This window comes from Streptomyces sp. NPDC001401, from assembly GCF_042895385.1.
Taxonomy (GTDB): Bacteria; Actinomycetota; Actinomycetes; order Streptomycetales; family Streptomycetaceae; genus Streptomyces.
In genome coordinates, this window is sequence record NZ_JBIAWI010000002.1 from 40572 (window position 1) to 58593 (window position 18022).

The 18022-nt window shown below is 69.7% G+C and carries 12 protein-coding genes; 1 reads left to right on the forward strand and 11 read right to left on the reverse strand.

Features of this window, described 5'->3' with window-relative positions:
- Positions 1 to 42: 42 nt before the first annotated feature.
- Positions 43 to 3015 (reverse strand): hypothetical protein, encoded by a 2973-nt coding sequence (locus ACFY10_RS07895; RefSeq protein WP_390664199.1) that lies wholly within the window; start codon positions 3013 to 3015, stop codon positions 43 to 45.
- A gap of 308 nt (positions 3016 to 3323) precedes the next feature.
- Positions 3324 to 4466, reverse strand: a complete 1143-nt coding sequence (locus ACFY10_RS07900; protein ID WP_390664200.1) for a universal stress protein — start codon at positions 4464 to 4466, stop codon at positions 3324 to 3326.
- Between the two features lie 825 nt (positions 4467 to 5291).
- Between ACFY10_RS07900 and ACFY10_RS07905 the strand changes: the two genes are divergently transcribed.
- Positions 5292 to 5774 (forward strand): CBS domain-containing protein, encoded by a 483-nt coding sequence (locus ACFY10_RS07905; RefSeq protein WP_390664201.1) that lies wholly within the window; start codon positions 5292 to 5294, stop codon positions 5772 to 5774.
- 34 nt (positions 5775 to 5808) lie between these two features.
- Here ACFY10_RS07905 and ACFY10_RS07910 read toward each other — a convergent pair whose 3' ends face one another.
- The 9 genes from ACFY10_RS07910 to kdpA all read right to left on the reverse strand — a co-directional run bounded on the left by ACFY10_RS07910 (position 5809) and on the right by kdpA (position 18015).
- Positions 5809 to 6558, reverse strand: coding sequence for a DUF4118 domain-containing protein (locus ACFY10_RS07910; RefSeq protein WP_390664202.1), 750 nt, complete (start codon positions 6556 to 6558; stop codon positions 5809 to 5811).
- A gap of 217 nt (positions 6559 to 6775) precedes the next feature.
- Positions 6776 to 7360: a hypothetical protein gene (locus tag ACFY10_RS07915; protein WP_390664203.1), complete on the reverse strand. Its 585-nt coding sequence runs from the start codon at positions 7358 to 7360 to the stop codon at positions 6776 to 6778.
- 98 nt (positions 7361 to 7458) lie between these two features.
- The gene (locus tag ACFY10_RS07920) at positions 7459 to 8763 is read right to left on the reverse strand and encodes an SLC13 family permease (protein ID WP_390664204.1); all 1305 of its coding nucleotides are present in this window, start codon (positions 8761 to 8763) and stop codon (positions 7459 to 7461) included.
- On the reverse strand, positions 8760 to 10007 hold the full coding sequence (locus ACFY10_RS07925) for a cation:proton antiporter (protein ID WP_390664205.1): 1248 nt from the start codon (positions 10005 to 10007) through the stop codon (positions 8760 to 8762). The genes ACFY10_RS07920 and ACFY10_RS07925 overlap by 4 nt, the downstream gene beginning before the upstream one ends.
- Positions 10008 to 10175: 168 nt before the next feature.
- Positions 10176 to 12728, reverse strand: a complete 2553-nt coding sequence (locus tag ACFY10_RS07930) for an ATP-binding protein (RefSeq protein WP_390664206.1) — start codon at positions 12726 to 12728, stop codon at positions 10176 to 10178.
- A gap of 59 nt (positions 12729 to 12787) precedes the next feature.
- Entirely contained in the window at positions 12788 to 13471 is a 684-nt protein-coding gene (locus tag ACFY10_RS07935) for a response regulator (RefSeq protein ID WP_390664207.1), read from the reverse strand.
- A gap of 121 nt (positions 13472 to 13592) precedes the next feature.
- Positions 13593 to 14204 carry a potassium-transporting ATPase subunit KdpC gene (kdpC, locus tag ACFY10_RS07940; protein ID WP_390664208.1) on the reverse strand — a complete coding sequence of 204 codons (612 nt, stop codon included), beginning with the start codon at positions 14202 to 14204 and terminating at the stop codon, positions 13593 to 13595.
- A gap of 5 nt (positions 14205 to 14209) precedes the next feature.
- Positions 14210 to 16354 (reverse strand): potassium-transporting ATPase subunit KdpB, encoded by a 2145-nt coding sequence (gene kdpB, locus ACFY10_RS07945; RefSeq protein WP_390664209.1) that lies wholly within the window; start codon positions 16352 to 16354, stop codon positions 14210 to 14212.
- Positions 16354 to 18015 carry a potassium-transporting ATPase subunit KdpA gene (kdpA, locus tag ACFY10_RS07950; protein WP_390664210.1) on the reverse strand — a complete coding sequence of 554 codons (1662 nt, stop codon included), beginning with the start codon at positions 18013 to 18015 and terminating at the stop codon, positions 16354 to 16356. The genes kdpB and kdpA overlap by 1 nt, the downstream gene beginning before the upstream one ends.
- Positions 18016 to 18022: the final 7 nt, after the last annotated feature.

Here is an 18022-nt window from a genome sequence, read left to right on the forward strand (position 1 = left end):
CGTGGCTCGTCCCGGGGCTCACGGACCCGGACCGTGGGCTGGTCAGCGGGTGATCATGACCGCGTCCAAGTGCACCGTGGCACGGCCGGCCGTGCTGCCGGACAGCACCTTCAGCTGCGCCTTGTGGGTCGTGATCTTCGTACCGAGGGTGTACGTGAACACCACTTTCCGATAGCCGGTCGTCGAGGCGTAGGTGTTCACTGTGCCCACCGTCGTCCCGTCCACCACGACTGCGAAGCGGCCACCGTTGGAGCTGCGGGTCGCGACGATCCGCAGCTTGGTGCCGTCTGCGGTGAAGGAGACGGTGGCGCCCGGTGTGGCGGACGCGCGCTCGGTCTTGGACCAGGCCGAGGTCACCGACTTCGACGTCCAGGTGCCCTTGTAGGTCAGTGCCGAGGATCGGTCGTCGGTGGGGATGCCGCTGGCCGCTGCGGCGCTCCATGTCCCGGTCTGCCCCGCGTCGTCGTGGGCGCGCACGTAGAAGCGGTAGGTCAGGCCCGGTTTCGGCGTCACCGGGCTGCCGGAGGAGCCGAAGACCGCCGACTTCGCCGTGGTGCGGCTGCTCCAGGTCTGCAGCGGCCCGAGCGTCCACACGCCGGTGCTGCTGCGGGTGGCGACCTTCCAGCCCACGTCGTACGACGTCACGCCCGCCGTCTTGGCCGCCCAGCTGACCGGGATCACGGCGCTGGTCGAGGTGTCGCTGGCCAGAGCGGGGGCGGTGACGGTGGCGGCCGGAACCGTCCTGCGCAGCGCGACCGTCCCGCTGACGCCCGCCGCCGGAACGCCGGTCACCGCGTCCTTCACGGCGAGCGTCCAGGCGTAGGTGCCCTCGGCGGCCGCCGTGCCCGAGTCGGTCTTGCCGTTCCACACTGGGGCGATGCTGCCGCCGGATGCCGTCCCGGTCAGGGTGCGTACCGAGGTGGTGCCGGACTTGATGGTGAGCGTCCAGGTCACCGGCCGGTTGTACGTCCAGGTGGGCGCCCAGGTGTCGGCCGAGCCGTCGCCGTTGGGGCTGAACCCGGTCGGGGCCGTGGCGGAGGTGCGCGACGGGGCACCGGCCCAGACGATGTGTGTGACGCCCTCGTCGTCCATCCACGTCGCCCAGGGCGCCTCGCGGTCGACGGTCCACCGCTCGGCGGACAGGCTGGTGGCCTTCGACGGCAGGGCGAACAGTGGCTGCGCGGTGGCGCCGGTCACGCCCAGGACCTGGGCGTTCAGGGTGACGCCGGTGGAGGCGTCCTTGGTGAAGGTGTACAGCAGGTTGGTGCCGAGCACCGGCGCTCGGACGGAGGCGTCCACCGTCGTACGGGTGGTGGTGCCCGCCTTCAGCAGCCGACCTTGGGTGCCGGTCCCACAGGTGGTCAGCAGGATCCACGAGCCGCGCACCTGGAGGCCGCCCGGTGCGCAGTCCACCGTGGTCACGGTGGAGACGGCGGCGGTGGCCAGGTCGGTGCGCCGGATCGACCAGCTGGAGGTGCTGTTCTGGACCGACGAGTAGAGGCCGCCGCCGTACAGGGCCGTGCCCGCGGGCACGCGCCGGCTTGCGCCGGTGGCGATGGTGTAGAGCAGCAGGGTGCCGTTGCCGGCGGTGGTCTTGTCCGACAGCAGGAAGTGGGCGCCGTCGAAGTCCATCACCTGGTCGGCGGACGTGTCGCCCGGCTGGAGGGGGACTCCGGTCAGCTTTCCGTTCTCGTAGACCTGGTAGGCGTCGCCCTGTTCGACGAGTACCCGGTTCCCGGCAGCGGCCAGCGTCTGGTGGACGGTGCCGGTGGAGTAGGCCAGGACGCGCGACGGTGTGGTCGCCGAGGCGCCGGATGTGCCGACCGTCAGGCTGGAGGAGAGCAGCACGCCGGTCCGGCGGGAGGAGTTGTCCGCGGCGTAGAGGGTGCCGCCGGACAGTGCCAGAGCGTCGAGGCGAGCCGGGCCGGCGGGGATCGTGCTGGCGTCGCCGGTCGCCGTGGACACGCGGCCGTCGGTCAGGGTCTGGACTGCGGCGTCGACGTCAGGACGGTACAGCGATGCGCGCATCCGGCCGTCGTCGCCCACCGAGACGTCGTCGAACGTGCCGTTCAGGTCGGCGGCGGCGGTGGATCCGTCACGGGACATCGCGTACAGCTCGTTGCCGTCCGCGCTCCACACGTACCAGGCCAGGGTGTCGTCGCTGATCCACCGGGCCTTGTCGGTGGGCAGGGTGACGGTGGCCGGGCCCGCCGTGGGGGCCGACCGCTGCCACTCGGTCAGCGTCGCCCCGTCGACGACACCGACGTGGGCGGGGGTGAATTCCAGGCCCTGTGGCAGGGCGTCGGTGCCGGGTTCGGCCACGGTGGTCGTCGTGCCGGTGGCGAAGTCGACGTAGTCGATCCGGCGGTCCCAGGACGGGGCGGTCCGCCGCAGCACCAGCGCACCGTCCGCGTCCGACGCCAGCACTTCGTACTGTTCGTCGTCGGACAGCAGGGTGCGGTCGGCGGTGGAGGTGCGGATCACCAGGCGGACGCGGTACTGCGAGTCGTTGTTGTCGTACGCCTGCTGGACGAGGATGCCGTCTCCCGCCTGGCCGCGGTAGCGCTCGTCACCCGCCGCGCCCGAGCCAGCATAGGCGACGGCCAGCGTTTCCGGGCTGCCCGTGTCGAGGTGGCGCAGGGTGACATGGTCGGCGAGGGCGCCGTTGGGATTGCTGGAGGTGGCGACGGCCACCACGGAGTCCTGAACGGACACGGCGTCGACCGAGACGCCTTCGTCGGTGTCGGCCAGTGCGCCCAGGTCCTGCGGAGTGCTGCCGGACAGGGAGAGCCAGCCGTGGGCCAGTGTGTCGGCGGCCGTCTTCTGGCGCCACACCACTGCCTGCCCGGAACCGGACACCTGGTCGGCCGCCGGTATGGAGGTGGTGCGGGCCGGAAGCGAGGTCGTCACCCCGGAGGCGGCCACGGCAACCGGTGACAGGACCACTGTTCCGGCGAGGGCCAGTGCCCCGGCCATAGCCGCGGAAGGGAGGAGGTGACGTCTGTGCGATGGCATGGATCGCGTTCCTCTCGGATATGGGAGCGGGATCATCGCACGGCTTGTCAAACACCCGTTCTCGTGGGGTCGGTGTAGCGAGAGCGGCATGCCGGAACAGCGCGAGGCGCAAGATCCGCCGACCGACGTGTCACCCCATGAACTGGTCCAACAGCGTCAACAGCTTGGCTCGAAGCCATGCCAGGTGTGCAGGGGACCGGGGCAAGCCGCCAGGCCTCGCCGAGGTTCGGCCCTGGCAGGGCGAGCCGGGTGCAGGTTGGCCGAACGCGACGGCTTGCTGGCCCTGTTCGGCGTCAACATCCCACGGGTTACTGGGCGACGCCCGGGTCTTGGGCGGCGCCTGGGCGGCGGTGCAGGAGTCGGCCGTGTGCGGCCTCCGAGTGGGTGACGACGTAGACGTCGATGTCGTCTCCGGATCCCTCGATGATGGTCTCGCCCACGCCGCGGGAGAACAGCTCCTTCAGACGGCTGCGCCGGGTGGCACCGATGACGATCTGGGTGGCGTTGACCTGCCGGGCGAGATCCAGGACGGCCCCGGCGGTGTCGTCGCTGGTCACAGTGTGGAAGGTGCCGCCGAGCTCTTCCACCAGGGCTTGCTGGCGGGCCAGGAGCTTGGGGGATGCGGTGGCGAGGCCGTCGCTGCGCTGGACGTTTACGGCGAGGAACTCGCCGCCCGCCCCGCGGGAGGCGGTCCGTTTGGCGCGCCGGATGAGGGTGTCACCCTCGGGTCCGCCCGACAGAGCGACCAGCACTCGTTCCCGGGTGCTCCATGGCTGCTGGATGCCGTGATCGTTGCGGTAGCGCAGCAGGGCTTCCTCGACGCGGTCGGCTGCCCAGAGCATGGCCAGCTCGCGCAGGGCGGTGAGGTTGCCCAGGCGGAAGTAGTGGGACAGTGCGGTGTCGATCTTGTCCGAGGGATAGATGTTGCCGTGGACCATCCGGCGGCGCAGCGCCTCGCCGGACATGTCGATCAGCTCGATCTGGTCGGCTTGGCGGACCACGTCGTCGGGTACGGTCTCCCGCTGCCTCACGCCGGTGATCTGCTCGACGACGTCGCTCAGCGACTCCAGGTGCTGGATGTTGACGGTGGAGATCACATCGATGCCCGCGTCCAGCAGCTCGTTGATGTCCTGCCAGCGCTTCTCGTGGCGGCACCCAGGGATGTTGGTGTGGGCGAGTTCGTCGACCAAGACCACCTGGGGACGGCGGGCGAGAATGGCGTCGAGATCCATCTCGGTGAAGGAGCTACCCCGGTAGGACATGGTCTTGCGGGGCACAGTCTCCAGCCCCTCGGCCATCTCCCGGGTCAGCGGCCGCCCGTAGTCCTCCATGAAGCCGATGACCACATGCGTGCCCCTGCTGGCGCGTCGCTGCCCCTCTCCGAGCATGGCGTAGGTCTTGCCCACTCCGGGGGCCGACCCGAGGTAGACCCGAAGTTTGCCCGGTGGCATGCGCCGCTCCTTCCGAGCGAGCCCGTCAAGCACGCGAGTACGGTGCCTCGGCACCGATCCAAGGCTTGCCGGGATGCCGAGCGCTCTCCCACCATGGTGGTTCCTCAGCGTCGGGAATGCGCTCTCCGTCCGCTGCTGGGTGTGGGCGCTGGGGACAGTCGCTGCGCACAGACGTGAGTGATCACGGGTCTGGCCCCACCGCCTGCGCGAATGGCTCGGGGCTCCGCGGCGGACCCGGATGCCAAGGACTTTGGACTCCTGCCTGGCTCAGGCCCACGGTGGGGAACTCGGGCGCCCAGGAGCTCCTGGCACATCCTCTGCCAGGGGCAGATCATCCGCCGCTAGACCGTCGCTCTCCTCGACGCCTGCACCGGGCCCGGTGCGAGCAGCAGGTCATCCCGAAGGGCCTCGGCTTTAATGCCCCTCCAAGATTCCCTGTCGCCCAGGTCCGCGACCTGGCGGCGCTGCGCAGGCCGTGTTCCTGCTCGAGGACCCCATGTTCGTCATGGTCGCGCAAGAGCAGCAGGCCGACCGGCTGTGCCGTGTCTGGTGGCCACGGGGCGGTATGACGTCTTCCTGCCGCCTCGGGTGGGGTCGGCCGCGTAGCGGCACCTTGGCGCCTGGCTGCACGCCCTCGACGGTTTCGGGCATCTTCTGCTGGACGAGGTGTCCGACGAGATCGGCGTTCTGGTGGAGCGGGCCGTCGCCGCCTCGCCCGGTGACGGTGCATAGGCTGCGTATGTTTCCTTTCGATGTCCTGGCGCGGAGGGCGGGTCCCGTACGACGCTGGGACCTGGGGCATTCAGGCGAGACGAGGAGCCGACCGTGCGCGCACGTGACCTGGCAGTGGAATACGAGTCGGTGAGCGTCGACAGCGACGCCATGGACGCGGCGCGGTTGATGGCCGAGCACAGGCTGCCCGGGCTGCTGGTGCTGGACGAGCACGGCGAGCCGAAGGCCATCCTGCCGGCCTCTCAGATGATCAAGGTGCTGGTCCCGGCCTACGTCATCGAGGACCCCACCCTCGCCGCGGTGGTCGACGAGCAGCACGCCGACCGGCTGTGCCAGGCGCTGGCCGGCCGCCGGGTGGGCGACTGCCTCTCCCGTACGGCGGCCCCGCCGCCGATCGTCGACCCGGACGACACCGCGCTGGAGGTAGCCGCGCTGATGGCGCAGGTGCGCAGTCCGCTGGTCGCGGTTGCCAAGAAGGACAAGGCCGGCACGCATCTGCTCGGGGTGATCACCGCCTCCCACCTGCTGCATGAACTCCTGGGCAAGACGGGCATGTTGAGCGCGCCGAGCGCCTGACCGGTGGGCCGGCAGGCACTTCGGTGGCATCGGGTCAGCGGTCGAGCACTGGTCCCGCGGTGTCCAGCGCCCCCGCGACCTGGTCGGCCAGGCTCACCGCGACCATACGTGTCTGCAGGGACGGCACTGCGGTGCCGGGTTCCGGCTGCAGCATGAACCGGCCGACGTAGCGGCCGCCCACCGAGGAGCGCAGTTCGATCTCCTCGCCGGGCCAGCCGTCCTTGTCCAGGTCCCAGTGGGCCCGGCCGACGGTGATCGAGCCGTCCTGCTCAAGGCGGGGGTGGCGGCCGAGCAGTGTCCCGTGTTCGAAGCGGCAGGCGCGCACGCCCAGGATCTCGACGAGCTGTTGGCGCACCTGGTCCACCACGGCATACGGGGAGCCGCCGCCCTGGACCAGGGAGGCCGTTTCGTGGATGCGTGCCAGGTGGGCCGCGTCGGTGACGGTGACCAGTTTCAGCGTGCGGGCATGGGCGGCGAGTTGGGAGACGGCCACGCCCACCGCCAGCAGCAGGAGGGTGGTGGTGATGTCGTCGCCGTGGGAGATGGTGAAGTGCTGATAAGGGCGGGTGAGGAAGAAGTCGAACCACGCCGCCGCCGACAGCGCGGCCAGCACTCCGGCGGCCCGGCTGCCCAGGGAGGCGACCGCCACGACGACCACAACCAGGATCAGCGCCAGGTTCGCGGACGTCATGTGGGTACGGAACGGTGCCAGGGCGAGCGCGACGACGAGCGGGGCGGGCAGGGCCGTCGCCAGGGCGATCCGGTCACGCAGAGGCATCCGCATGGTTCACCACCTCATGGGAACGATGAGCGGTCCCGTGTCACACGGGGTCGCCCGTACGGTGTGGACGCGGCATTGCGTCGGCAAGGCAAGAATCTCGCGGCCGCCCTCGCCCGGCTACTCCACTGGGCGCGATCTTGACGTACTCCTGACACCGAATGTGGCCAGGGCATCGGTATGGCTGCGGGCCGGCCCTTTCGGACGTGAACCGGCCACACCGTCATCCGGTCTTCCCGCCCCGGCGCGTATCGATTCGTTCCCACTCCTCGTCCCAGTGCCGCAGGCGCTGCCGCGCCAGGCACCCGCGGGTGATCCGGCCGCAGCCCCACACCGCCCCGCCCGCGCCGATCGCGACGAGTCCGCCCACCAGCGTGGCGCGGAAGATCGCGTCCGCCGGAGCCAATGGTTCGGAGGCCAGGTTGTTGTGCCGGTCGGTCCAGACGACAACGTGGGTCCCGGCCCGGGTGCCGGACGGTACCTGGGTGCGGTGCGTGTGTGTCGAGCCGTCCGGTGCGGTCCAGCGCACGGTGGCCCATGCCTGCGGTGGCCTGGCCTCCCTGGCCGAGGGCGTCGCGTCCGCCGCATCCTTCGTGACCACGGCCGAGACCTCCTGCCGCTCGGCCCGCTCCCGGTCAAGGTCCCGTCCGACCGCGCCCGTGGTCACCAGGCCCGCCAGCACAGCGACCGACACGGCGAGCACCCATGCGGCGAGCACGACCCACGCCTCGATGACATCGCTGCGCCGCTTCAGCGGGTTGCGTCGCCAGCGCCACCACCGCACCGTCGTACGACGTGTCCTCGCCACCGCCGACACCCCCTCGCCAGAGGACAGAGACGGCACCCGCCTCCAGTGTGCTCCTCGCAGTCCCTCCGCTGCCCCCGCCTGCACGGCCCGGCGTCGGCTCAGGTGAGCATGAAGTACCGCAGCCACAGGTATAGCGCGCTGATCGCGACGGTGGCGACCATGACGACGAGGCCGTACTTGGTGAACTGCCAGAAGGAGATGGGCTGTCGGTTGCGTTCGGCGATGCCCAGGACGACGACGTTGGCACTGGCGCCGATGGCGGTGGCGTTGCCGCCCAGGTCGGCGCCGAGGGCCAGGGCCCACCACAGCACGTGGTGACCGCCCGCCGCGCCGCCCAGGTCCTTGACCAGGTCGGCGGTGATGGGCGCCATGGTGGCCACGTACGGGATGTTGTCGACGATGCCGGACAGCACCGCCGAGCCGCCCAGCAGGGTGAGGGCGGCGCCCAGTTCGTTGCCGCCGGTGGCGTCGGCCAGGGCGCGGGAGAGGCTGCCGATGATGCCCGTCTCGATCAGCGCGCCAACCATGACGAACAGGCCGGCGAAGAAGGCGAGGGTGGGCCACTCCACCTCGCCCAGCACCTGCCGGGTGTCCACCTTCGAGACGGCGACCAGCAGGCCGGCCCCGAGCAGGGCGACCACGCTGGGCTCGTAGTGCAGCACCGGATGGAGGACGAACCCCGCGACGACCAGGGCCAGCACGGCCAGGCCCTGCCACAGCAGCCGTGGATCGCGGATGGCCTCCCGCTCGGTCAGCGCCATGACCTGCCCGGCGCGCTCCTCGTCGTACACGAACGCCCTGCGGAACATCACCCGGCACAGCACCAGCAACATCCCGGTCAGCACGGCGGCCAGCGGGGCCAGGTGGACCAGGAAGTCGTTGAAGGTCAGTCCGGCCCGGCTGGCGATGATGATGTTCGGCGGGTCGCCGACCAGGGTCGCGGTGCCGCCGACGTTCGAGGCGAACACCTCGGCGATCAGGAACGGCGCGGAGGCCAGGCCGAGGCGTTCGCACACCAGCAGGGTGACCGGGGCGATCAGCAGCACGGTGGTGACGTTGTCGAGGAGCGCGGACGCGACCGCGGTGATGACGACGAGCATCGCCATCACCCGGAACGGTCGGCCCCGCGCCCGCTTGACCGACCAGATCGCCAGGTATTCGAACAGGCCGGTCTGCCGCAGCACGCCGACGATCGCCATCATCCCCAGCAGCAGGAAGATCACGTTCCAGTCGATGCCGGTGTGCTCGGAGTAGAACGCCGCCTTGTCGTCGGTCGCGCTGATCACGAGCATGCAGCCGGCGCCGCCGAGGGCCGCGGCCGTGCGGTGGACGCGCTCACTGATGATCAGTACGTACGCGCCCACGAACACGGCCACGGCCGCCCAGCTGTGCCAATCACTCATACGGCGGTCTTTCTCTCCTGTCCGGCCTGACGGTCTTCTTGGTCGTGCTCGTCGTCGGGGATGCCGACCAGGTCCTCGACGTCGAACATGCGGGCAATGGGCACGTCGGTGCTGGAGTGCGCCACGATCGAGAAGGCGATGCACACCGCGATCATGGTGTACGCCTGCTCGGCCTGCGGGATGCCGGACTGCAGCACCAGCAGCCCGTACACGACCGAGGCGAAACCTTTCGGCCCGAACCACGCCGCGGTCAGCTTCTCGCGCCGCGCGAACCGCGTACCGGCCAGGGAGATCAGCAGCGAGGCCGGGCGGATCAGCACGATCGCCAGGACGACCGCCACGTAGCCCTGCCAGGGCAGGTCCGCGAACAGCCGCGGGGTGAGCAGCGCGCCGAAGACCAGCAGCGCGGCGAACTTCGCCAGCTCCGCCAGCGCCTCGCCCAGCGGCTCGAACGCCTCCTTCGCCTCCGGCGAGACGGCAGCGAGGACGGCGCCGGCGGAGAACGCGGCCAGGTAGGGGTTGGCGTGGGTGAGGTGGCACAGGCCGTACAGGGTGATCCCCGTCGCGAGCGGCAGCAGAGGCTGCAGCTTGGCTTCTGCGCCCAGCAGCCGGAACCGTACGAGCCCGCCCGCGAACAGCGGCAGCAGCACGCCGAAGGCCAGGCCCATGGCGAGTTCCAGGCAGATCGTCCCGATCGACGCCTCGTCCGTGTGGCCCGCGGCGGTGGGTCCGGCGGCGGCGATCAGTAGCAGGACGACGGGCAGGGCCAGGCCGTCGTTGATGCCGCTTTCGACGTTGAGGAGTTCCCGCAGCTTGGCCGGGACCTCCTTGCGGCCCACGATCGCCGAGGCGAACACCGGGTCGGTCGGCGCCAGCACCGCGCCCACCAGGAATGACGTTGTCCAGTCCAGGCCGACCAGGTAGTGCGTGATCAGTGCCATGAACACGAACGCCAGCGGCATGCCCAGACCCAGTGCGCGGGCAGGGTTGCGCCAGTTGGCGCGCAGCTTGGCGAAGGAGACGTGCTGGCCGTCGGTGAACAGCACCGCGAACAGCGCCAGGTCGGCCGTGACCGACACGATCTCGCTGTCCGGCGTGATGTGGATCAGCCCGAGGAATCCGTCGCTGACCAGCGCGCCGCCGACGAGGAAGAGGAGGGAGGTGGACAGCACGGTGCGGGCGGCGAGCCCGGACAGCAGCACCGCGATGAGCAATGCCACCCCGAAGACAGCAACGAGTACCACCGGCGACGCCCCCGATCGGAAAAGAGATCACTCCCTGTTCGCCGACCAGGCTTCCCGGCACACCGAGGGGAACCCTACCTGTTCTTGATGCGTCTTTGACAGATTGCTTACGTGCACCACCGGGACCGACAGATTGCCGGAACCCGGCAATGAACGCTCTCCGCAGGACTATGTCGTGGCCGTCGCCGACAGGCCGGTCACCGGGGCGGGCGCGGGGCTGGGGGCCGCCGGGAGGGTGAGGACCATGGTGAGGCCGCCGCCGGGGGTGTCCTCCGCGGTGAGGGTGCCGCCGATGGCCTCGGCGAAGCCGCGGGCGACTGCGAGGCCGAGGCCGACGCCGTTGCCGCGGGGGGCGTCGCCGTAGCGCTGGAAGGGCTCGAAGATGCGGTCCTTGGCCTCGTCCGGGACGCCCGGGCCGCGGTCCACCACCCGCACCTCCACCCGGTCGGCCATCGCGCTGGCCGACACCACCACCGGCTCGCCGTCCGGGCTGTACTTGACCGCGTTCTCGACGACGTTGGCGACGGAGCGCTCCAGCAGGCCCTTGTCGACGGCGACCATGGGCAGGGTTTCGGGGATGTCCAGGGCGACGGCCGACTCGGGATCGGGGATGCCGACGAGTGCCATGGGGACCACCTCGTCCAGGTCGACCTCGCGGATGAGCGGGGTGAGCGTGCCGGTCTGGAGGCGGGACATGTCCAGCAGGTTGCCCACGAGGTGGTCGAGCCGGTCGGCGCCCTCCTCGATTGCCTCGAGGAGTTCCGCCTGGTCCTCCTGCGACCATTCGACGTCGTCCGACCGCAGTGAGGTGACCGACGCTTTGATGCCGGCCAGTGGTGTGCGCAGGTCGTGGCTGACGGCGGCGAGCAGTGCGGTGCGGATGCGGTTGCCCTCGGCGAGTTCCTTGGCCTGGTCGGCCTCCTGCTGCAGGCGCTGGCGGTCCAGGACCACGGCGGCCTGGGCGGCGAAGGCGGCCAGGACCCGGCGGTCCTCGGCGGGCAGGACGCGGCCGGTCAGGGCAAGGGTCATGTGGTCGCCGGCCGGTACGTCCACGTCCGCATCGTCGGGGCTCTGGCAGGGCTGGGGGCCCACGCTGCCCGCGCAGGTCCACGGGTCGACGTCGCTGTCGCGTTCCAGCAGGGCCGCCGACTCCATGCCGAAGGTCTCGCGCACCCGTTCCAGCAGCGCCTCCAGGCCGGTCTCGCCGCGCAGCACGTTGCCCGCCAGGAAGGAGAGGATCTCCGACTCGGCGCGCAGCCGCGCCGCCTGGTGGGTGCGGCGGGCCGCCAGGTCGACGACCGACGCGACGGAGACCGCGACCGCGAAGAACACCGCGATGGCGACGATGTTCTGCGGGTCCGCGATGGTCCAGGTGTGCACCGGCGGTGTGAAGTACCAGTTGAGCAGCAGGGATCCGGCGGTGGCCGAGGCGAGCGCCGGCAGGAGGCCGCCGAGCAGGGCCGCTCCGACGGTCAGGGCCAGGAAGAGCAGGACGTTGTTGGTGAGGTCCGGCCCGGCGCCGATGTGCGTGAGCGCGAGGGTGAGCAGGAGCGGGCCGAGCACACCGACCAGCCAGCCCCAGATGATCCGCGGTCGTCCGAGCCGGGTGCCCCGGGCGACGGGCAGCCCGCGGCCTTTGCCCGCCTCATCGTGAGTGATCAAGTGAACGTCGAGGTCGGGGCCCGAGTCCCGGGCCACGGTGGCGCCAACGCCGGGCCCGAAGACGTACTGCCAGCTCTTGCGGCGGGAGACCCCCAAGACGATCTGGGTGGCGTTGATGCCCCGCGCGAACTCCAGCAGAGCCACCGGGACGTCGTCGCCGATGACGTGGTGGAAGGTGCCGCCCAGGTCTTCGACCAGGGTGCGCTGGACAGCCAGTTCCTTCGGGGAGGCAGAGGTCAGGCCGTCGCTGCTGGCGATGTAGACGGCGAGCACCTCGCCGCCCGCACCCTTCTCCGCCAGCCGGGCGGCGCGGCGGATCAGCGTGCGGCCCTCGGGGCCGCCGGTCAGACCGACGACGATCCGCTCGCGCGAGCCCCAGATCGTGGAGACGTTGTGTTCGCCCCGGTACTCCTGCAGGTACTCGTCGACCCGGTCGGCCACCCACAAAAGCGCCAGCTCGCGCAGCGCCGTCAGGTTGCCCGGCCGGAAGTAGTTGGACAGGGCCGCATCCACCTTGTCCGGCTTGTAGATGTTGCCGTGCGCCATCCGGCGGCGCAGCGCCTGCGGGGACATGTCGACCAGCTCGATCTGGCCGGCCCGGCGCACCACTTCGTCCGGCACGGTCTCCTGCTGCCGGATGCCGGTTATCGACTCCACGACGTCACCGAGGGACTCCAGGTGCTGGATGTTGACGGTCGAGATCACATCGATCCCGGCCTCCAGCAGCTCCTCCACGTCCTGCCACCGCTTGGTGTTGCGGGAGCCCGGCACGTTGGTGTGGGCCATCTCGTCCACCAGGGCCACCCGCGGGCGGCGGGCCAGCACCGCGTCCACGTCCATCTCCGTGAACGTCGTGTCGCGGTACGCCACTTCCTTGCGCGACACCTGCTCCAGACCGTGCAGCATCACCTCGGTGCGCGGCCGGCGGTGGTGCTCCACGAACGCGACCACGCAGTCGGTGCCCCGCTCGATCCGGCGGTGCGCCTCGGACAGCATCGCGTAGGTCTTGCCGACGCCCGGTGCCGCGCCGAGGTAAATCCGAAGCTTGCCGCGTGCCATGGTCTCGTCTCTGCGTTTCGTTGCCGACGGTCTGAGTACCTCAGGAGCCGGAGAGCCGGTCAGGACTCGAAGCGGTAGCCCATGCCCGGCTCGGTGATCAGGTAGCGCGGGTGCGCCGGATCCGTTTCGAGCTTGCGCCTCAGCTGGGCCATGTACACCCGAAGATAGTTCGTCTTGCCGCCGTAGGCAGGGCCCCAGACCTCCTCCAGCAGCTGCTTCTGCGTGATGAGGCGGCCGGGATTGCATACCAGGAGCTCCAGCAGGTGCCACTCCGTGGGCGTCAGCCGTACGTCCCGACCGCCCCGGACCACCTTCTTGGCGAGCAGGTCGATGGTGAAGTCGTCGGTGCTGACGTGCGTCGTCTCAGGGGGCAGCGGCACGGCTTCGGTCCGGCGGACGGCGGCACGCAGGCGGGCCAGCAGCTCGTCCATGCTGAACGGCTTGGTGATGTAGTCGTCGGCACCCGCATCGAGGGCGGCGACCTTCTCCGCGGAGGCCCGTCGGGCGGACAGCACCAGCACCGGGACCCGGCTCCAGCCGCGCAGCGCCTTGATCACATCGACGCCGTCCATGTCGGGCAGCCCGAGATCGAGCACCACGACGTCGGGCTGACGGGCGGCGGCCAGGCGCAGCGCTGTGGTGCCGTCCGGCGCCGCGTCCACGCCGTACTGCCGGGCCTGCATGTTGATCACAAGGGCTCGTACGAGTTGTGGATCGTCCTCCACCACCAGCACCCGGGTCATCGGCGTGCGGCCTTCCTGTCATCGGTGGACGGGGCAGTGCGTTCGGGGCTGTGCCGGAAGCCGGCGGGCGAGGAATCGTCGGCCCGCCGGCTGTCGGCTGCTGTCCTTCGGCGTAAGGCCATCAGTGCGTGGCCAGTTCCTTCAGCGCGATGTTGAGTTCAAGGACATTGACGCGCGGCTGGTCCAGGAAGCCAGCCGTACGGCCCTGGGTGTGGTCCTTCACCAGCTTCTCGACCTGGGCGACGGTCAGCCCGTTCGCCTTGGCCACCCGGTCGACCTGGATCTTGGCGTACGCCGGGGAGATGTCCGGGTCGATCGCGGAGGCCGAGCCGGTCACCGCGTCCTTGGGCACGGCGGACTCGGGCACGCCGTTGAACGCGGCGACCTGCTTCTTCGCCGCCTTGACGGCCGCGACCAGCTTGGGGTTGCTGGCGCTGAGCTGGCCGGAACCGGTGGCCAGCGGGTCGTAGTTGCTGTTGGACGGCCGGCCCTGGAACCACTTCGGGTCCGGCTTGTCGGTGCCCTTGATGTTCCAGCTCTGCCCGATCAGCTTTGAGCCGACCTCCTTGCCGTCGACCTTGACCATCGAGCCGTTGGCCTTGTCGTGGAACAGGGCCTGGCCGATGCCGGTGACCAGCAGGGGGTAGATGATGCCGGTCACGACGGTGAGGACGAGCAGCATGCGGGTCGCGGCCCACAGCATCCGCGCGGTGTTGGTAACGGAAGTGTTCATGTCCTTCACCCGATCCCGGGGATCAGCGAGATGAGCAGGTCGATGAGCTTGATGCCGATGAACGGGGCGATCAGCCCGCCCAGGCCGTAGATCGTCAGGTTGCGCCGCAGCATCTTGTCGGCGCTCACCGGCCGGTACTGCACGCCCTTCAGGGAGAGCGGCACCAGCGCGATGATGATCAGCGCGTTGAAGATGACGGCCGAAAGGATCGCGGAGTCCGGCGAGTTGAGCCCCATGATGTTGAGCTTGTCCAGGCCCGGGTAGACGGCCGCGAACAGCGCCGGGATGATCGCGAAGTACTTCGCGACGTCGTTGGCGATGGAGAACGTCGTCAGCGCGCCCCGGGTGATCAGGAGTTGCTTGCCGATCTCGACGATCTCGATGAGCTTGGTCGGATTGGAGTCGAGGTCGACCATGTTGCCGGCCTCCTTGGCGGCCGACGTACCCGTGTTCATCGCCACGCCGACGTCCGCCTGCGCCAGCGCGGGCGCGTCGTTCGTACCGTCACCGGTCATCGCGACCAGCTTGCCGCCCGCCTGCTCCCGCTTGATGAGCGCCATCTTGTCCTCGGGAGTCGCCTCCGCGAGGAAGTCGTCGACGCCCGCCTCCTCGGCAATCGCCTTGGCCGTCAGCGGGTTGTCGCCCGTGATCATGACGGTCTTGATGCCCATGCGGCGCAGTTCGTCGAACCGCTCCCGCATGCCCTCCTTGACGACGTCCTTCAGATGGATGACACCCAGGATCCGGGCGCCCCGGTCGTCCTCGACCGCGACGAGCAGCGGCGTACCGCCCGCCTCCGAGATCTTCTCAGTCAACTCCTGGGCATCGGCGGCGACTTGACCACCCTGCTCCTTCACCCAAGTGATGACGGAACCGGCCGCACCCTTGCGGACCTTGCGCCCGTCGACGTCCACGCCCGACATCCGGGTCTGGGCGGTGAAGGCGATCCACTCGGCGCCGGTCAGCTCTCCCTGGTGGCGCTCGCGCAGGCCGTACTTCTGCTTCGCCAGTACGACGATGGAGCGGCCCTCCGGTGTTTCGTCGGCCAGCGACGACAGCTGGGCGGCGTCGGCCAACTCGGCCTCGGTGGTGCCGCGCACCGGCACGAACTCGGCGGCCTGGCGGTTGCCGAGGGTGATGGTGCCGGTCTTGTCGAGCAGCAGGGTCGACACGTCACCGGCGGCCTCGACCGCCCTGCCGGACATGGCGAGGACGTTGCGCTGGACCAGCCGGTCCATGCCCGCGATACCGATCGCCGAGAGCAGCGCACCGATCGTGGTCGGGATCAGGCAGACCAGCAGGGCGACCAGCACGACCATGCTGAGGTTGGAGTGCGCGTAGTTCGCGAACGGCGGCAGGGTGGCCACCGCGAGCAGGAACACGATCGTCAGCGATGCCAGCAGGATGTTCAGCGCGATCTCGTTCGGCGTCTTCTGCCGGGCCGCGCCCTCGACCAGGTTGATCATCCGGTCGATGAAGGTCTCGCCCGGCTTCGTCGTGATCTTGATGACGATGCGGTCGGACAGCACCTTCGTACCGCCCGTGACCGCCGAACGGTCGCCGCCGGACTCGCGGATGACCGGCGCCGACTCACCGGTGATCGCCGACTCGTCCACCGAGGCGACGCCCTCGACGACGTCACCGTCGCCGGGAATGATGTCGCCCGCCTCGCAGACCACGAGGTCGCCGATGGTCAGCTGGGTGCCCGGCACCTGCTCCTCGGTCTGGCCGTCCTCGGACAGCCGGCGCGCCACGGTGTCGGTCTTGGCCTTGCGCAGCGTGTCCGCCTGCGCCTTGCCGCGGCCCTCGGCCACGGCCTCAGCCAGGTTGGCGAAGATCACCGTCAGCCACAGCCAGGCGCTGATCGCCCAGCCGAACCAGTCGCCCGGGTCCTTGAAGGAGAAGATCGTCGTCAGGACCGAGCCAACGAGAACCACGAACATCACGGGCGACTTGACCATCACCCGCGGGTCGAGCTTGCGGATCGCGTCCGGCAGCGACTTGACCAACTGCTTGGGGTCGAAGAGGCCGCCGCCGACCCGGCCCTCGGGAGCCTTGTGACCCGTCGGCGCGTCCTGGTGGGGCGCAAGGGTGGGAGTGGACATGGAGTCCTGCTTCTTTACGTCTGTCTTCGGTGTGTTGGTGGTCATCACGCCAACCCCTCGGCGAGCGGGCCCAGCGCAAGGGCCGGGAAGAACGTAAGACCGGTGATGATCAGGATCGCGCCCACCAGCAGGCCGGTGAACAGCGGCTTCTCGGTACGCAAGGTGCCTGCGGTCTCGGGGATCGGCTTCTGCTCGGCGAGCGAGCCGGCCAGCGCGAGCACGAACACCATCGGCAGGAACCGGCCCAGCAGCATGCACAGGCCCAGCATCGTGTTGTGGTAGTCGGTGTTCGCGCCGAAGCCGGCGAACGCGGAGCCGTTGTTGTTGCTGGCCGAGGTGTAGGCGTAGAGCACCTCGGAGAAGCCGTGCGCACCCACGTTGGTCATGGACGACTGCCCCTTGCCCAGCGCCATCGCCAGCGCGGTGCCGATCAGCACCAGCGTCGGGGTGATCAGGATGTAGCAGGCCGCCAGCTTGATCTCACGGGTACCGATCTTCTTGCCCAGGTACTCGGGCGTACGGCCGACCATCAGACCGGCGATGAACACCGCGATGACCGCCATGATCAGCATGCCGTAGAGACCGGAGCCCACCCCGCCGGGCGCGATCTCGCCGAGCATCATGCCCAGCAGCAGCACCCCGCCGGACAGGCCGCTGAAGGAGTCGTGGAAGGAGTTGACCGAGCCGGTCGAGGTCATCGTGGTCGACACGGAGAACAGCGAGGACGGGCCTTCGCCGAAGCGCTGCTCCTTGCCCTCCATCGCGCCGCCCGCCAGCTGCGAGGCGGTGCCCGGGTGGGTGTACTCAAGCCACGTCACGGCCACCACGCCGGCGAACCAGATGATCCCCATCGCGGCCAGGATGGCGTAGCCCTGCCTGACGTTGCCGACCATCTTGCCGAAGGTTCGCGGCAGCGAGAACGGGATCACCAGGAGCAGGAAGATCTCCAGCAGGTTGGTGAAGCCGTTGGGGTTCTCGAACGGGTGCGCACTGTTGGCGTTGAAGATGCCACCGCCGTTGGTCCCGAAGTCCTTGATGGCCTCCTGGGAGGCCACCGCGCCCGGGCTGATGGCCTGCTTGTCGCCGGTCAGCGTGGTGATGGTGTGGATGTCGCCGAAGTTCTGGATGGCACCGGCGGCGATCAGCAGCACCGCGGCGACCACGGAGATCGGGATCAGGATGCGGATCGTGCCGCGCACCAGGTCTGCCCAGAAGTTGCCCAGGTCGCCGGTGCGCGAGCGGGCGAAGCCGCGCACCAGCGCCACCGCGACCGCGATGCCCACCGCGGCGGAGACGAAGTTCTGCACCGCCAGGCCCATCGTCTGGGTGACGTGGCTCATCGCCGTCTCACCCGAGTACGACTGCCAGTTCGTGTTCGACACGAACGAGGCGGCCGTGTTGAACGCCTGGTCCGGACTGATCGGCTTGAAGCCGAGCGACAGCGGCAGCTTGTCCTGCACCCGCTGCAGCAGGTACAGGAACAGCACACTCACCGCGGAAAACGCCAGCACGCCGCGCAGATAGGCGGGCCAGCGCATCTCGGCGTCCGGGTTGGCGCCCACCGAGCGGTAGATCCAGCGCTCGACGCGCAGATGCTTCTTGGAGGAGTAGACGGCGGCCATGTAGTCGCCGAACGGGCGGTGCACCAGGGCGAGCGCGCCGATCAGCGCGGTCACCAGGAGCACGTCAGCAAGGACGGGGCTCATCTCGTGC